General features: G+C 57.5%; 15 protein-coding genes. 4 read left to right on the plus strand and 11 right to left on the minus strand.

Features of this window, described 5'->3' with window-relative positions; genetic code table 11:
- The first annotated feature begins 105 nt into the window (after positions 1-105).
- From UB90_RS09635 to UB90_RS09645, 3 genes are all read left to right on the plus strand, one after another.
- The gene (locus UB90_RS09635) at positions 106-858 is read left to right on the plus strand and encodes an alpha/beta fold hydrolase (protein ID WP_065326884.1); all 753 of its coding nucleotides are present in this window, start codon (positions 106-108) and stop codon (positions 856-858) included.
- Between the two features lie 68 nt (positions 859-926).
- Positions 927-1,352 (plus strand): VOC family protein, encoded by a 426-nt coding sequence (locus tag UB90_RS09640; RefSeq protein WP_005613665.1) that lies wholly within the window; start codon positions 927-929, stop codon positions 1,350-1,352.
- Between the two features lie 100 nt (positions 1,353-1,452).
- Entirely contained in the window at positions 1,453-2,376 is a 924-nt protein-coding gene (locus UB90_RS09645; protein ID WP_050774636.1) for an alpha/beta fold hydrolase, read from the plus strand.
- Between the two features lie 8 nt (positions 2,377-2,384).
- On the opposite strand, the gene UB90_RS22965 is transcribed toward UB90_RS09645, so the two are convergent.
- On the minus strand, positions 2,385-2,975 hold the full coding sequence (locus UB90_RS22965; RefSeq protein ID WP_065326883.1) for a DUF6151 family protein: 591 nt from the start codon (positions 2,973-2,975) through the stop codon (positions 2,385-2,387).
- A gap of 11 nt (positions 2,976-2,986) precedes the next feature.
- Positions 2,987-4,258: a polyhydroxyalkanoate depolymerase gene (gene phaZ, locus UB90_RS09655; protein ID WP_005613670.1), complete on the minus strand. Its 1,272-nt coding sequence runs from the start codon at positions 4,256-4,258 to the stop codon at positions 2,987-2,989.
- A 148-nt stretch (positions 4,259-4,406) separates the two neighbouring features.
- On the opposite strand from phaZ, the gene phaC reads away from it, so the two are divergent.
- Positions 4,407-6,233, plus strand: a complete 1,827-nt coding sequence (phaC, locus tag UB90_RS09660) for a class I poly(R)-hydroxyalkanoic acid synthase (RefSeq protein WP_065326882.1) — start codon at positions 4,407-4,409, stop codon at positions 6,231-6,233.
- Positions 6,234-6,297: 64 nt separating this feature from the next.
- Here phaC and UB90_RS09665 read toward each other — a convergent pair whose 3' ends face one another.
- From UB90_RS09665 to UB90_RS09705, 9 genes are all read right to left on the minus strand, one after another.
- Positions 6,298-7,104: an ABC transporter permease gene (locus UB90_RS09665; protein WP_005613672.1), complete on the minus strand. Its 807-nt coding sequence runs from the start codon at positions 7,102-7,104 to the stop codon at positions 6,298-6,300.
- Entirely contained in the window at positions 7,101-7,994 is an 894-nt protein-coding gene (locus UB90_RS09670) for an ABC transporter permease (RefSeq protein ID WP_074712595.1), read from the minus strand. Before UB90_RS09670 ends, UB90_RS09665 begins: the two co-directional genes overlap by 4 nt.
- Before the next feature lie 113 nt (positions 7,995-8,107).
- A complete protein-coding gene (locus UB90_RS09675; RefSeq protein ID WP_065326881.1) occupies positions 8,108-8,815 on the minus strand; it encodes a transporter substrate-binding domain-containing protein in 708 nt (235 codons plus the stop codon).
- 37 nt (positions 8,816-8,852) lie between these two features.
- The gene (locus UB90_RS09680; RefSeq protein ID WP_065326880.1) at positions 8,853-9,632 is read right to left on the minus strand and encodes an ABC transporter ATP-binding protein; all 780 of its coding nucleotides are present in this window, start codon (positions 9,630-9,632) and stop codon (positions 8,853-8,855) included.
- Positions 9,633-9,812: 180 nt separating this feature from the next.
- On the minus strand, positions 9,813-10,583 hold the full coding sequence (locus UB90_RS09685) for a phosphate/phosphite/phosphonate ABC transporter substrate-binding protein (RefSeq protein WP_065326879.1): 771 nt from the start codon (positions 10,581-10,583) through the stop codon (positions 9,813-9,815).
- Complete coding sequence (locus UB90_RS09690; protein WP_005613680.1) at positions 10,580-11,023, minus strand: tellurite resistance TerB family protein; 444 nt, start codon at positions 11,021-11,023, stop codon at positions 10,580-10,582. Before UB90_RS09690 ends, UB90_RS09685 begins: the two co-directional genes overlap by 4 nt.
- Positions 11,020-11,490 carry a tellurite resistance TerB family protein gene (locus tag UB90_RS09695; RefSeq protein ID WP_009178455.1) on the minus strand — a complete coding sequence of 157 codons (471 nt, stop codon included), beginning with the start codon at positions 11,488-11,490 and terminating at the stop codon, positions 11,020-11,022. Before UB90_RS09695 ends, UB90_RS09690 begins: the two co-directional genes overlap by 4 nt.
- A 22-nt stretch (positions 11,491-11,512) precedes the next feature.
- Positions 11,513-11,806 (minus strand): DUF1330 domain-containing protein, encoded by a 294-nt coding sequence (locus tag UB90_RS09700; RefSeq protein ID WP_009178550.1) that lies wholly within the window; start codon positions 11,804-11,806, stop codon positions 11,513-11,515.
- Between the two features lie 215 nt (positions 11,807-12,021).
- On the minus strand, positions 12,022-15,108 hold the full coding sequence (locus UB90_RS09705; protein WP_065326902.1) for a valine--tRNA ligase: 3,087 nt from the start codon (positions 15,106-15,108) through the stop codon (positions 12,022-12,024).
- Positions 15,109-15,611 lie beyond the last annotated feature (503 nt).

A 15,611-nucleotide genomic window follows, 5' to 3' on the forward strand; every position in this document is an offset into this window, starting at 1 on the left:
CCCCTCGCGCTCCCCGGGATATTTCGCGTTAGAAGTGGTGAGGAATTGGCGAATCTTGCAGCGCCGTGGCATGTGGGGACGACGAAGGCTTTAGGGAGAATGCAAATGGCGCCGCAGTATCTGGACACCGCTGAAGGACGACGTATTGCCTATCACAAGACCGAAGGGCAGGGGCCCTGCGTGGTGTTTTTAGGCGGATTGAAATCCGACATGGAGGGCACCAAGGCGTTGTTTCTGGAGGATTGGGCCAAGGCGCGCGGCCAGGCGTTCCTGCGGTTTGACTACTCCGGGCATGGCGAGAGCTCAGGCCAGTTTGAGGAGGGCTGCATCGGCGATTGGCACGCAGACACGCTGGCGGCGGTGGATGCGTTAACCGAGGGTGACATCGTGCCGGTTGGCTCCTCTATGGGCGGTTGGCAGGCACTCTTGCTAGCCAAGGCGCGGGCAGCGCGGATCAAGGGGATGGTGACCATCGCGGCGGCACCCGATTTCACTGAGGATGGCTATTGGGCGAATTTCAGTGCGGCGCAGAAGGCGGAGCTGGATCGCCATGGTCGGGTGGAGTTGCCAAGCGACTATATGGAACCCTATGTGGTGACCAAGCGGATGGTGGAAAACGGACGCCAGAATCTCGTGTTGCGCAGCAATCTGATTTTACCGTTTCCTGTGCGCTGTCTGCAAGGGACAGCAGACACGGCGGTTTCTACCGAGACCGCATTGCGACTGCTGGATCATGCGACCTGCGAAGATATGCAACTGACGTTGGTAAAGGATGCGGATCATCGGTTTTCCGATGAGGCCTGCTTGGCGCTTATTGAAAAAGCGGTTGAGGAGGTTTGCTGCGGCAACGCGAATTAAGTGTTCGCTTTTTGTTCCTGCATGGGGTAGCAAGAAGGCACGTTAATTGTATGTGAGAGGATTGAACAATGGAGCAACGAATTAGCCTGATCACGCTTGGGGTGCGTGATATGGAGGCCTCAGCGCAATTTTATGAAAGCCTGGGCTGGAAGCGTGTTGAGAGCGAAGAAGGCATCATTGCGTTTGATCTGATTTCCCAGACGATCGGGCTTTATCCGCTGGAGAAACTGGCCGAGGATATGAACCTGCCTGTTGAGGACCTCGGAACTGGGGCCATGACCCTGAGCCATAATGTGCGCAAAGCCGAAGACGTTACCGCGCTCATGGAACGCGCGCGTGCGGCGGGAGCCTCGGTGCTGCGTGAGGCAGGGGCTGTGTTTTGGGGTGGCACCATCGGATATTTCCGCGCGCCGGATGGGCATATCTGGGAAGTAGCGCATAACCCCTATTCACCACTTGCCGAGAACGGTGCGTTTCGATGGGCTGGGTATTGAGGAAGACACACATCCTTAACCAATTTTGCGCAAAATAAAAAAGTCCTTGCTGCCCTGCACTTTGGGACGTGTAGTGAACCCAAGCGTCACAGATAGGCGCATGAAATACGGGCAGATGTATATGATTGAACCAGCGCAGTTGTTGGCGCATCCTTTGGTGGTTGTGCCGGGATTCATGAGTGATGGACGGGTCTGGGAACCCCAGATCCGATTACTGTCACGGCATGTGCCGGTGACGGTTGCGCCGGTTCTCAATGCTGACAGGGTCGAGGATGTTGCCGCCTCGCTGTTGGTTCATATGCCCGAAAAGTTTACTGTCGTTGGTGCGGGGCTTGGCGGTTCGATCGCCATGGCAATGCTGCAGGAGGCGCCGGATCGCATAGCAGGGATTTGCCTGATCGGATCGACGCCGCTGCCTGAAACCCCGGCCAAAGCGGCAGAACGTGAACCGTGGATTATCCGTGCCCGTTCCGGGCGATTGCGCGGCGTGATGGAAGAGGTCATTCCGGCATCAGCACTCGCACCGGGACCGTTGCGGCATCAGGTGATGGGGCAGCTTGCCGATATGGCAGAGGATCTTGGGGCGGATGTTTTTGTATCCCAAAGTCGCATGTTGCAGCGCCGGTCGGACCAACAGGCCACATTGATGCGGGCGGATCAGCCTGGATTGGTGATCTGTGGCGTTCATGACCAAATCATCCCGGTGAAGCGGCAGTTGTTCACTGCGGAACTGATGAAAAATGCTCGGATCGAAATGATCGAGGACGCTGGCCATCTGCCTTTGATGGAACAACCGGATCGGGTGTCGGCTATTTTGCACAACTGGATTGTTGGTGAACACGCGCTACTGCCCAAGTGCGAAGAAACGCTTGATCCTCTACCTGAACCCGTCTGGACAAGCCGCCGGTCCCGGCGGCGTCCGGTGGCTGTGGAAACTCCAGCAGTGGACAGTACCGCAGCTACTTCGGAGCCAGTTTCCGAAGACGTCCTGCAATTGACCTCTGAATACCGTGCGAGCGCCTGATATTAGGTTTAAGATTCTTGTGTCAGAGCCTTGCGTTCTGCTTTTGAAAGGACCAGTGGCTGCGCCACGGGCAACCCGCTTTCGATGTCAAAAAGGGGTGTCTGTCGCCAGCGTCCAGATACCCAAGCAGAAATCATCCGGCTTGCGAGCTTCATGGTCATCCGAGCGGCCCCATCATGGCGCGGGGGCTTGCCTGCCTGCGGAATGAAGGCTTGCGCCACGACTTTTCCAAGCCTATCAGGCTCTGCAAAAAGCGCACTGCGTAGAGCGATGAAAGGCAGCCGGGGTTTGCGCAAGCTGTTGAACATAGGCGTGCCGCAACACCCAGCGTACCAACGATATAGCCCCCTTGGCGATAATTGCAGCAGCTGTAAATGCTCTGCGCCCTGATCAATTTTGACCATGTCGGGGTTCAGTTGTAGCAGGTCCACGCCGCTGTCTTTTGGATCCGGCGCGCCATGATAAAGCTCAACCGCGCGACAGTCCGCGCAGTGGCAGACTATGCGTGTCCCCTGTTTTGCCGCAGCCGCATCAATATGTCCGGAGAGGCTGCCACAAGCACATGAAAAACCGAGAGCGTCGGGTGATGTGCTGGGCATAGGAAGCTCCTTTATTTGGCTGCAGTCTTACTTGGCTGTTTGCGCGAGGACTTTCGGGTGTTTGCATCCATGAAGTCAATCACCAACGGGCGAATGTTGTTGCGCCAGGACCGACCTGCAAAGATGCCATAGTGCCCTGCATCCGGTTCGACATGGCTGGCCTTTTTCGAGTCGGGCAGGCCGGTACAGAGATCAAGCGCGGCGATGCACTGACCGGGGGCAGATATATCGTCCTTGGCCCCTTCAACAGTTTTGACCGCGACATCGGTGATCTTGCCAATGTCGACCTTATGACCTTGCACAGTGAACTCGTTCTTGGCGATTTCACGGTTCTTAAACACCCGCTCTACGGTTGAGAGATAAAACTCCGCAGGCATATCCATCACTGCGAGATATTCATCGTAAAAACGGTTGTGCGCATCGTGATCAGTGGCCTCACCACGGCTTACGCGCAGGATCTGCTCCGAAAATGCCTTAGAATGGCGGTCCATGTTCATCGACATGAATGAAGCCAGCTGCAGCAGGCCGGGATAAACCGCACGGCCCACACCCTTATATTTGAAACCGACACGCTGGATCATGGTTTGCTCGAGTTGGCCCATGGTGACGCGGTGGCCAAAGTCGGTAACATCGGTGGGCGTTGCATCGGGATCGACCGGACCGCCGATCAGTGTCAGCGACGAAGGCTGCGCCTTAGGGTCGATTTCCGCCAGATAAGCCGTGGCCGCGAGAGTCAGCGGTGCGGGCTGACAGACGGCGACCACATGGGTATCGGGGCCAAGTTCACGCATGAAGTCAACGAGGTAGAGCGTGTAATCCTCCACATCGAACTTGCCCGCAGAGACCGGAATATCGCGGGCATTGTGCCAGTCTGTCACGTAGACTTCGCAGTTCTCGATCAGGCTTTTGACGGTAGAGCGCAGGAGCGTCGCGTAATGGCCGGACATCGGCGCAACAACCAAGACCTTGCGCGGCTGCTCGGCGCGGTCGGTTACCCGAAAATGAATGAGATCGCCAAAAGGTTTTTCGACAACGGTATCGACTTCTACCAAATGGTCCTTACCATCAGGCAGGGTGGTGGCTGGAATACCCCAATCGGGCTTGGCTACCATTCGCTCAAAACTGCGTTCTGTGACCTGCCCCCATGCGGCCATCCAGCTCAACATTGGATTGGGGAGCGCCGCAAAGGCAGGGTAGGAGGCCATGGACAGCGCCGTCGCGCCAAACCACTGGTTCGCGTTACGAACCGTCTCCATCAGGTCATAGGACATCATGTAGCGCATGTGCGTCTCCTTGGCGGTGCTTTTCGTGCCGCGGTTTGGGTTCATCTTTGCCGACTCAAGTCGGGGGATTCGGACCTTTCGCCGCTTTGCCGTAGAATGGCTGGACAAGTATTCTGCACAGCAGAAAGATTAAAAGGGTTTCCTTAAGATGACAACAACGCACAGGGATATAGACGCACCATCCGCGGAACAGATTGACCAACTTAAGGAAAATCTGGTGCGGGTGGAGCAACTGTCGAAGCGTTTGATGGATGTTTTGGCGCAGAAGAAGACCCACAACCCCGGTTTGGACGCTCCGAATCAAGAACTTTTCGCGCGTGCAGCATCCTCCTATTGGGCGGCGATGGCGCAAAATCCCACACGGTTGCTGGAACAGCAGGTGCAGTATTGGGGCAAGTCGGTTCAGAATTTCGCCGAGGCCCAGCAAATCATGGCCAACGCGTTGAAATCTGATGAGATCGAAGCCCAAACCGCAGAGCCCCCAAGGTCGACTGATCGCCGCTTCTCCAACCCGATGTGGGAGACCAACCCTTATTTCAAATTCCTGCGTGATCAATATTTAACCAATGCAGAAGCCATCCGCACTGCCGTCGAGGAGGTCGAGGATCTGGACCGCGTTGACCGGCAGCGGCTGGGATATTTTGCCGACCAAATCATTAACATGATGGCTCCCACAAATTTCCTCGCGACCAACCCGGATGCGTTGGAAAAAGCGCTGGAAACCGACGGGCAATCCTTGATCGACGGGTTGGAAAACCTCGTCGCGGACCTAGAGGCCAATGATGGTGAATTGATCGTACGTCTCGCGGATGAAACGGCCTTTGAAATCGGTCGCAATATCGCAACCACCCCCGGCGAGGTGGTCTTTCGCAACCGTATGATGGAACTGATCCAATATAGCCCCACCACGCAGACGGTGCATGAAACACCGATCGTTTTGTTTCCACCTTGGATCAACAAGTTCTATATTCTTGATTTGAAAGAGAAGAACAGCCTGATCAAATGGATCACGGATCAGGGTTACAGTCTTTTTGTCGTGTCATGGGTCAACCCGAACCACGACTATGCCGACGTAGGTATGGAAGATTACATCGAGGAAGGATTCCTGAAAGCCATTGAGGTTACCAAGGAAATTTGCGGTACCAAGCAAGTCAATGCCGTTGGCTACTGCATCGCGGGAACCACGCTCAGCCTGACTTTGTCGCTCTTGAAGCAACGTGGCGATAAGTCGGTGAAGTCCGCAACCTTCTTTACGGCGTTGACGGATTTCTCGGATCAGGGGGATTTCACACCTTTCCTGCAAAATGACTTTGTCGACGCGATTGAGGCTGAGATCGGCGAAGATGGCATCATGCCGCATTACATCATGGCGCGTACGTTTTCTTATTTGCGCGCCAATGACTTGGTCTATGGCCCGGCAATCCGAAGCTACATGATGGGGGAAACACCGCCTGCGTTCGACCTGCTTTTTTGGAATGGCGATGGTGCCAATCTGCCGGGTAAGATGGCCGTGCAGTATTTGCGGGGGCTGTGTCAGGATAATCGGTTTGTGACCGATGGGTTCGAACTCTTTGGTCACACGCTGCATGTGCGAGACGTCGACGTGCCGCTGATGGCGATCACCTGCGAGACGGATCATATCGCGGCGTGGAAGCAATGCTATCGTGGCGTGCAGCAGATGGGGTCGCGGTCAAAGAACTTTATCGTCAGCCAGTCCGGACATATCGCGGGTATCGTTAATCCGGTGAGCCGCAACAAATACGGCCATTACGTCAACGACGATCTGAAACTGGACGCGGATGCGTGGATGGATGAGGCCGGTTTTCACGATGGGTCATGGTGGCCGCGTTGGGAGGCATGGCTCAAGAAACGCTCGGGCAAGCAAGTGGAAGCTCGCGCACCGGGGACGCATAAATCCTACCCTGTTCTGGGTTCGGCACCGGGGCAATATGTGCGCGCCAAAGCGCGAGGCTGATAAAAATTCTGCCCCGCCGTCAGATCTGCGGGGCAGATGCCTTGGTCATAGTGCCCTGTGATCTTTAGCGGATCAGCTGAGGGCGTATGCGAATTTTGCGGCGCAATTCTTGCGGCATATGACGGTTGAGACGTGTATTGATAACGCCAAACAGTCCTATGATCACCAGTGTCAGCAGGATGAAATAGAACGCCAGAATTGGATAAGGCACAAAGGGGTTGAAGGTCTTATCCGCGAAGTAGTTGGCGTAATAGAGCGCATCCCCTTTCTGTCGCCACGCGGGAAAGCCCGAGAAGAACACCAGCGTTGTGGCATGAAAGAGGAAAATCGCCTCGTTTGTGTAAGACGGCCACGCCAACCGCATCATCGTAGGCCAGATCACCCGACGGAAACGGCTCCATCCGGACAGCCCATAGGCATCGGCGGCCTCCAGATCCCCTTTGGGGATTGAGCGCAGCGCACCATAGAAGATCTCGGCAGAATAAGCGGAGGTGTTGAGAAACAACACGATCAAGGCACCAAGCCACGCGGCCGAGAGCGGATCAAAGATTGGCGACACACTCTTGAGCGACAGAAACACGAAGTAGGCGAAGAAGAACTGGATGAACAGCGGTGAGCCACGGAACACAAAAATGAACCCATTGGCAGGCGACCGTAGCCAGCGCTTCGGAGAGTTTTTGGCCACCGCAAGCGCATTGGCAAAGAAGAACCCAGTGACGATTGCAATAACGCCGAAGTAGACATTCCAGATCAGGCCGGAGCCGATCAGCACGAACTGGTCGCACAGGGTGAAATCACTGCGCGGCAACAGCCGTTCACCAAACCCCAGAGAGCGTAGCGCATAGGCCTGAAAGGTTTCAAAGCAGCTCATATGGAGGCTCCTTCCGTCTTGCGCAGTGCTTCTCCGGCCAAGGTGGCCTGACCATGTGACAGACGGCGAGAAATGCGCGCCAGTACGATTTCAGAGACTTTGGTGAAGGCAAGATAGAAGACCAGAAGCGCGAAGAAGTACCACATGCGCCAGTCGCCATGCGGATAGTCCGTAAAGCGCGTGGTTTTTGAGCCGCCCAATTCGCGTGCCCAGTAGACGATGTCTTCGACACCCAGCAGGAACAACAATGGTGTGGCCTTGATCAAGACCATCCAGAGGTTGGAAAGCCCCGGCAGCGCATACACCCACATTTGCGGCACAAGCACACGCCAGAAGGTTTGACGGGTGGTCATCCCATAAGCCTCAGCCGTTTCGATCTGCGCGCGCGGCACGGCACGCATCGCGCCAAACAGGACGTTTGCGGCAAAAGCGCCAAACACAATGGCAAAGGTCAATACCGCTAGGCTGAACCCATAGACTTCATGCATCCACTGAGGCGCAGTATTCAGCGGCATCTTGGCGACCTGACACACAAGGAAGTCATTGCCCTGCCGGATCGGCTCGTCCCAGTCGGGGCATTTCACCTTGTGGCGGAGCCATTCGATCCCTTGGTCCAAGGCGATGACAAAAAACAGGAAAAAGGCGATATCCGGTACGCCCCGCACAATGGCGATATATCCCTTGCCGAACCATGCCAGCGGCAGAAAACGTGACCGGGCGGCGCTGGCACCAAAGAAGCCGAAGGCGAGCGCCAGCGGCGCGGTGATCGCCAGCAACAATAGGACCGTCCCGAAAGACAGGTAAAAGGCCCAATGCTTGCCGGTTGTGAGATAGCAACTCAGCCACTGGAAGCCCTCCAGAGTGGCCGGATCAGAGCAATAGGAAAAAATGGCGAGCCTCGTCTTCTGATGGGGAGCGGGCGCTAGCGCAAAGGGGCTGCGCTGGCAAAAGTGGAAAGGGGGCCGATGCCCCCCTCCCGTGTTTCAGTTAGGGATCGGGGCGATCAGAACTTGCCCTCGATCTCCCATTTGTCGAGCATCTCGTTGAGGGTGCCGTCTTCTTTCATTGATGCAATCGCTGCGTCGAATTTGCCGCGCAGTTCATCGTCGGATTGACGGAACGCCATACCGATGCCGCCGCCCAGATAGACGTCACCAAGGAAGACGAGATCGGTTTCTTCAACGATCGGCGCAAGGAAGTCTTTGTCGGCCATAACCACGTCAACTTCGCCGGAGTTCACGGCAGCAATGGTTTCGTCCGGGGTCGGGAATTCAACGAGGGTTGCGCCGGATTCAGCCACGTGCGCGGCCTGAATGGTGCCGGACTGGGCTGCAACAACGCTTGCGTTCACGTCGAGCCCTTCAGACATCGCCGCATAAGCGGAGGGCGAGGGTAGGGTGTAACCTTCGGTAAACGCAACAACTTCTTTGCGCTCATCCGTGATCGACATGCCTGCGATGATGGCATCGTAGTTGCCCGAAAGCAGGTTCGGAATGATCGAATCCCAGTCGTTGGTGACCCACTCGCAGGTCAGCTCGGCACGTTTGCACAGCTCATCGCCCAGCTCGCGCTCGAACCCGTCAACTTCACCAGCATCGTTGATGAAGTTGTAGGGAGGGTAGCCGCCCTCGGTGCCGAGGCGAATGGTGTCGGCCATTGCGAAGGTTGCGGACAGTGCCAGAGCGGCAGAGGCAAGAAGCAGAGATTTCATGTGGTAACTCCCGTTATAGTGTTGGTCTGGTTTTTGGTTATTGGGCCTGTCGCGTGGACGACAGGAAGGCCCGCAGCCGTTCGCTGCGGGTATTTCCAAAGATCTCGTCAGGGCAGCCTTCTTCTTCGATCAGCCCCTTGTGCAGGAACACAATATGATCAGAGACATCAGCCGCCATACGCATGTCGTGAGTGACGATAAGCATGGTGCGGCCCTCGCTGGCGAGGTCCTTGATGACCTTCACGACCTCTTGCTCCAGCTCGGGGTCAAGGGCAGAGGTCGGCTCGTCAAACAAGAGCGCCTCGGGCTCCATGCAGAGCGCCCGCGCAATCGCGGCCCGCTGTTGCTGGCCACCGGACAGCTGCGCAGGATAGACGTCACATTTGTCACCGATTCCCACTTGGTCGAGATACTTGCGGGCGGATTTTTCGACCTCTGCACGGTCGCGCTTCAGCACTGTCAGCGGTGCTTCCATCACGTTTTGCAGAATGGTCATATGGGACCACAGGTTGAACTGCTGAAACACCATCGACAGATTGGTGCGGATGCGCAGCACCTGTTTGGGATCTGCGGGCTGGCGGGTGATCCCACTGCCGCGCCACGAAATTGGCTCACCTTTGAACAGGATATCGCCCTGCTGACTGTCTTCGAGCAGGTTGCAACAGCGCAGAAGCGTGGATTTGCCGGAACCGGACGAGCCGATCAGAGACACCACATCGCCCCGCTTGGCGGTGATATCCACCCCTTTGATCACTTCCAAGTCGCCGTAGGATTTATGCAATCCGCGGATTTCGAGTACAGGGGTTTCGTCGGTCAAGGTTACATCGTCCGGCTGTTATGTGAAGTGGCCCCTATTGGACCAACTTTCCGGTCGATTGCAATGCGCAAAGGGGGTGCGAGAGGGGGCAAAACGGCAATTTCGCTACGGAAACTGCCGGAACGGGCAAAGTTGCCCCTGATGCCCACCGATGAGGTGTACGCCGACGCGCAGCGGATTTCAGTGCGCGCGCGCAAGGCGGTCCATCACCAAGGTTGGCCCCGGAGGGGTTGGCACCGCGAGGTAGTCACTTGGTGTTGTCGCGATGATTTTTTTCAGATGCAGGGTTTCGCGGTGCTCTGGCGCCAGCGTATCCAGTGCGCGTTGCAAAGCAGACAGGATCGCGCCTGCATCCTGCGAAAGCGCGGTGATGAATGGCAGGGCTGGCGTGGGTTCGGTGCGTTCCAATTCGCATAGGGACGACACCAGGTCAGGTTCATAGTCTTGCAGCATCTGATAGGTCAGCGCGTCGATACTGGCAAAATCTGCGCGCCCCTCCGCCACGGCCTCGGCCGAGGCCTGATGACTGCCTGTTTCCAGTAATTCGCCCGGCAACATATCGTCTGCGCGCATCCGCATCATCGCGGCAGCCCAGCCTGATTGCGATATCGGATCATTATAGGCAAAACGGCTTCCGGCGAATTTCGTCAACGCAGTGCCCTTGCGGTCGGCATCGGCAATCATCACGCTGTTGTAATGTCCTTCGGGGCACCCCGGCAGACCATAATCAGGCGTCCCCACAAGTTCGACATCGCCATAAAGACGAGCGCGATAGGGCAACCCGCAGGTCTGCGCCAACAACAAATCCGGCGAGCGCCAAGCCTGCCAAAGATCCATGTCACGTGTGAGAGCTTCGGGCCCTTGTCCAATTTCTGCGCGAATGGCGGCCCAAAACGCATCATTTGCTGCTGCCGTCTCTTTGCGGTCATACATCGGCAGTAGGGCGATCATGCGCGGCTCTCCGCCCGCTTGCGCGCCATTGCACTGTCGACGTCATTGACGCCCAGAAGGTTGGCGGCAAGGCGGATCAAGGCATCCTCTTCGGCGTCACGTTTGCCATCTGCAAGGGCGACCTGCCAAAGGGTTTCCACCACCCCTGTGCGGTCCTCATAAGGGACTGCGTCTTTGATCGCGCGGGTGAAGCGTACGGTGTCAGGTGCCTCGGCCTCTAGCCCTTCGCCTTGTTCCCGCAAGATTTGCGCGGCCCCAGAATCCAATTGGAAGCGGCTGCGCAGGATGCGATCAATTCGGTCGCGCTCGGTGTCGGAATAACTCTCATCCGAACGCGCAAGGCGTACCAGCAATGCGGTCAATGCAAGGCGCGCGTCCTCGTCTGGCAGGATCGCGGGGGCAGGGGCCAGCAGCTTATCCAGAAAATCCTTGAATATCATGCATCCCCCTGCGGCACTGGTTGCGTGTCCAATTTTGAGCGTGCGCGTGCGCGGGCACGTTTGTTGTCGATCACCGACAGGCCCATGGCCTTGCAGGCATCGTTGACGATTTCGATCTCGCCTTCGTGCTCGCGATTGTCCGCCAGCACAACTTCCCACAGCGCATCCAAAGCCGCGAGACGCTCTTCGAGGCCGGTGGTTTCGCGGATCAGGCGGCCAAATGTATCCGTCTCCGGTGCGGCGGCATGCAGTTTTTCACAGGTTGCGCGCACCTTTGCGGCCTCAAGCGCGTTGTGGCCGTAAAGGCGCGCCAGAATGCGGTCGATCAGGCTGATCTCTTCCACAAGATAGGCGCGGTCGGACTGTGCAATCCGCACCAACAGTGCCCCCAACGCCAGTTCTGCGTCCGGATCGGGCAGGTTCGGGCTTTGCGGTGGGCGAAAGGCCTGAAACAGCTTCTTCAGCATCAAAAACTCCTCTTCGGCGGCGTCAGCCGTCGTAGCCTTCGATTATTTCCATATCGCCGGTCGAAACCGGATCTCTGAGCGCCTTGGCCTGCTGGTAAGCGACGCTATCATAGCAGGCTTTGGCCGTGGTGAAGTCCTCAAACTCAATCACAACAGTGCGCGCGCGCATCTGTCCTTCGCGCACTTCTTTCGTCCCACCTCGGACCAGAAATCGTGCACCATACTCGCGAAAAGGGACTGCATTGGCATCAATATACGCCTTGTAGCGCTCCATGTCGTCAATATCGACATGTGCGACCCAATACCCCTTGGCCATGTTCTTTCCCCACCTTCTCCGGGCCGGTGACCGGCCTCTATCGTTTCGCGTTCCAAGCTGAACCAGAACACGGGCTTTGGCAATCACCACCTATAGGCGATTGTCGATAATTTCACGGGGAAAGGCCCTCGGTGTGCAGCTTGGGTGCATAACGTTACAAAACAAAACGCCCGGAACCAGTGTCCGGGCGTTTTGTTGAACGGACTACAGCCGCATCAACCGATTTCAGCAAGGCGGGCAAGTGCCTCTTTGAGCTTGGTTTCTTCCTCTTCGCGTGCAGCAAGGTTTTCGCGGGCCTCTTCAACCACCTCATCAGGGGCCGAGGCCACAAATTTGGGGTTGTTCAATCGACCACGCAGACCGCCGAGTTCCTTTGCGAGCTTGCCGAGGGATTTCTCCAGCCGTGCCTTTTCGCCGTCGATGTCGATGATGTCGGCCAGCGGCAGCAGGAAGGACGCACCGGGCGCAGAAATCGACACGCAGCCCTTGGGCGCGGTCTCGACCTTGCTCAGGTTCTCAATACGCGCAAGGCGTTTGATCAGCGTCTCATTGGCGTCCCAGGCGGCCTGACCGGCGTCGTCGATATCGGTGACCAGCATATCCACATAAAGCCCGGCGGGCACATGCATCTGAGCGCGGGCAGAGCGGGTGTTCTCGATGACCGAGATTACCCAGTTCATCTCCGCATCCGCCTCGGGCTTCACCAGATCGGCGGCCGTGTAGGTCGGCCAGTCTGCATGCACCAGCATCGTGGCGCGCGTGCCTGTCGCGCCCCAAAGCTCCTCGGTGATGAAGGGCATGATCGGGTGCAACAGGATCATGCACTGATCCATCACCCAACGCATGGTGGCGCGAGTCTCGGCCTGTGCCTTGGCATCATCGCCTTGCAGCAGCGGCTTTGACAGCTCCACATACCAGTCGCAGACCTTGCCCCAGACAAAGCCATAAAGCGCCTGTGCCGCGTCGTTGAAGCGGAAACCCTCCATAGCCTCGTCCACCGCCTCGCGCACGCGGGTAGTTTCGCCGATGATCCAGGCGTTGACGGCGGCCCTGGGGGCGAGCTGGTCGACGGTCAGCTGCGGCACGGCGTCGGCAAAGACCTCGTTCATCTCGGCAAAACGCACGGCGTTCCACAGCTTGGTGCCGAAGTTGCGATAGCCCGCGATGCGCTGCATATCCAGTTTCAGCACGCCACCTAGAGAGGCCATCGCCGCATTGGTGAAGCGCAGCGCGTCGGCGCCGTATTCCTCGATGATTTCCAGCGGGTCGACCACATTGCCGGTGGATTTCGACATCTTCTTGCCCTTGGCATCGCGCACGAGGCCATGCAGGTAGACGGTGTCAAAGGGGATGCGCTCCTGCACCGGCAGGTTTTCGTCCAGCACCGCCAGCTGCATCATCATCATGCGCGCAACCCAGAAGAACAGGATGTCCTGACCGGTGACTAGGGTCGAGGTCGGGAAATACTTGGACGTCTCCTCGGTCCATTCCGGCCAGCCCAGCGTGCCGATCGGCCAGAGGCCGGAAGAGAACCAAGTGTCCAGCACGTCGGGGTCACGGAACATCGGCACCTGCATCGGCCCCTCAAAGCTCCGGATGGTGCCTTCGGTGCGCACATCCATCAGCTTGCGCTGTTCGGCGAGGATTTCGACCGCTTCCTGCTGATCTGCAACAATGCGGAATTCGGTGCCCTCGGCGGATTGCAGGCGGGCTTTTTCAAGCGCTTCCTCTTCGGTCGCGGCACAGATTGGATACCAGTCGTCCTCACCCGGGACGTACCAGACCGGGATCTGATGCCCCCACCAGAGCTGGCGCGAGATGCACCAGGGCTCGATGTTTTCCAGCCAGTGGAAATAGGTCTTCTCGCCCGACTCCGGCATGATCTTAACATCGCCATTGCGCACGGCATCCAGTGCCGGGCCTACAACCTTTTCGGCGTCGACGAACCATTGGTCGGTCAGCATCGGCTCAATCACCACCTTGGAGCGGTCGCCAAAGGGCTGCATGATCGGCTTGTTTTCGACGTAAGGCACGATCTGCGTGACCTCGGTTTCGTTGCCGTCCTCATCCTTCACCAATGAGGTGATGGTCTGCATCACCGCGAGGCCCTCGTCGGTGATTTCCTGCACCACCAGCTTGCGCGCCTCAAAGCGGTCCAATCCGCGCAGGTGATCGGGGACGAGGTTGATGGCATCCACCTCGTTCTCGGTGAACTCCGCACCTTTGGCATGGGCCTGAGCTTTGGCGGCCTCATTGGCGTAGGGGGCACCATCGGCGCGCATCGCGCCCTTCATGTCCATCAGGCGATACATCGGAATACCGCCGCGTTTGGCGACCTGATAGTCATTGAAGTCATGCGCGCCGGTGATCTTCACAGCACCCGAGCCAAAGTCCTTGTCCGGGTATTCATCGGTGATGATCGGGATCAGGCGGCGGTGTTCCTTGGGGCCGACCGGGATTTCCACCAGTTTGCCGACGATAGGCGCATAGCGCTCGTCCGAAGGGTGCACCGCAACCGCGCCATCGCCCAGCATAGTTTCGGGGCGGGTGGTGGCGATGGAGATATAGTCACGCTCTTCCTCAAGCGTGACGTTGCCGTCTTCGTCTTTCTCGACGTAGGTGTAGGTCGCGCCGCCCGCCAGCGGGTACTTAAAATGCCACATGTGGCCGGCGACTTCGATATTTTCCACCTCAAGGTCGGAAATCGCAGTCTCGAAATGCGGGTCCCAGTTGACCAGCCGCTTGCCACGGTAGATCAGGCCCTTGTTGTACATCTCCACAAAGACCTTGATGACCGCATCGTGGAAGTTGGGCGAGTTCTCATGCCCGGTGCGGGTGTCGCCCGCCGCACCCGCCATGGTGAAGGCGGTGCGACCATAGTCACACGACGCGCCGAGGCGCTTGAGCTGGTTGATGATGGTGCCGCCGGACTGTTCTTTCCATTCCCAGACTTTCTCCAAGAACTTCTCGCGCCCCAGTTCGCGACGCGAAGGCTGCTGGGTTTCCGCCAGCTTGCGCTCCACCACCATCTGCGTGGCGATCCCTGCATGATCGGTGCCGGGCTGCCATAGCGTGTCAAAGCCCTGCATACGCTTCCAACGGATCAGGATATCCTGCAATGTATTGTTGAAAGCATGACCCATGTGCAAGACGCCGGTGACGTTTGGGGGCGGGATCATGATGCAATAGGTCGACGCGCCGGGCTTGGCGTTTGCGCTTGCGGTAAAACAGCCCGCCTTTTCCCAAGCGTCAAACAGGCGGCTCTCCGCCTCGGCTGCGTTAAAGGTCTTGTCCAGTGCCATGTCAGATGCCCCGTGCGTCGCGTCTTGAAATCTCAGATAGTGGGTCAAAGCCCGCATTTGGTCCTCCAATAACGAATGCCGCTTCAAAGGGAAAGTGTCGAACCATCGTGGAAAACTTTGCAGATCTTGCAAGCTGGGTGTGTGCCGATAACCCGCTATTAAGTCTTATTTGAAATAAAGGTCGCCAAGGGACGCAGCCCACCCCACTCACCACTCCCAACTGCGCCCCCCTCCATTTGAAAGTCCCGGTACTCGTGCCCGGTCAGGTCTGACGCGTATCCCGCGAACCTGACCGGGTACACGAGGTCCGGGGCTTTCTTGTTCTGGGCGTTAGGTGTGTTGTTGGCTGATACACGAGGGAATTGCTCCCGCCACCGCGATGCGCATCGCGCAGCGCAATACCTCAAGTACCATCGCATCGAGGTTCGCTGTGACCATGTATCGAGTGATAGCGGCTGGAATTTTCTCTCAGCATTGTCACGCGATCACTGGACAAGCCTGTC

The organism is Tritonibacter mobilis (genome assembly GCF_001681715.1).
GTDB lineage: Bacteria > Pseudomonadota > Alphaproteobacteria > Rhodobacterales > Rhodobacteraceae > Epibacterium > Epibacterium mobile.

Excerpts from the sequence above, each read along its gene's own strand:
- UB90_RS09635 (WP_065326884.1), top strand. The coding sequence starts at position 106 with ATGGCGCCGCAGTATCTGGACACCGCTGAAGGACGACGTATTGCCTAT.
- UB90_RS09640 (WP_005613665.1), top strand. The coding sequence starts at position 927 with ATGGAGCAACGAATTAGCCTGATCACGCTTGGGGTGCGTGATATGGAG.
- UB90_RS09645 (WP_050774636.1), top strand. The coding sequence starts at position 1,453 with ATGAAATACGGGCAGATGTATATGATTGAACCAGCGCAGTTGTTGGCG.
- UB90_RS22965 (WP_065326883.1), bottom strand. The coding sequence starts at position 2,975 with ATGCCCAGCACATCACCCGACGCTCTCGGTTTTTCATGTGCTTGTGGC.
- phaZ (WP_005613670.1), bottom strand. The coding sequence starts at position 4,258 with ATGCGCTACATGATGTCCTATGACCTGATGGAGACGGTTCGTAACGCG.
- phaC (WP_065326882.1), top strand. The coding sequence starts at position 4,407 with ATGACAACAACGCACAGGGATATAGACGCACCATCCGCGGAACAGATT.
- UB90_RS09665 (WP_005613672.1), bottom strand. The coding sequence starts at position 7,104 with ATGAGCTGCTTTGAAACCTTTCAGGCCTATGCGCTACGCTCTCTGGGG.
- UB90_RS09675 (WP_065326881.1), bottom strand. The coding sequence starts at position 8,815 with ATGAAATCTCTGCTTCTTGCCTCTGCCGCTCTGGCACTGTCCGCAACC.
- UB90_RS09685 (WP_065326879.1), bottom strand. The coding sequence starts at position 10,583 with ATGATCGCCCTACTGCCGATGTATGACCGCAAAGAGACGGCAGCAGCA.
- UB90_RS09690 (WP_005613680.1), bottom strand. The coding sequence starts at position 11,023 with ATGATATTCAAGGATTTTCTGGATAAGCTGCTGGCCCCTGCCCCCGCG.
- UB90_RS09695 (WP_009178455.1), bottom strand. The coding sequence starts at position 11,490 with ATGCTGAAGAAGCTGTTTCAGGCCTTTCGCCCACCGCAAAGCCCGAAC.
- UB90_RS09700 (WP_009178550.1), bottom strand. The coding sequence starts at position 11,806 with ATGGCCAAGGGGTATTGGGTCGCACATGTCGATATTGACGACATGGAG.
- UB90_RS09705 (WP_065326902.1), bottom strand. The coding sequence starts at position 15,108 with ATGGCACTGGACAAGACCTTTAACGCAGCCGAGGCGGAGAGCCGCCTG.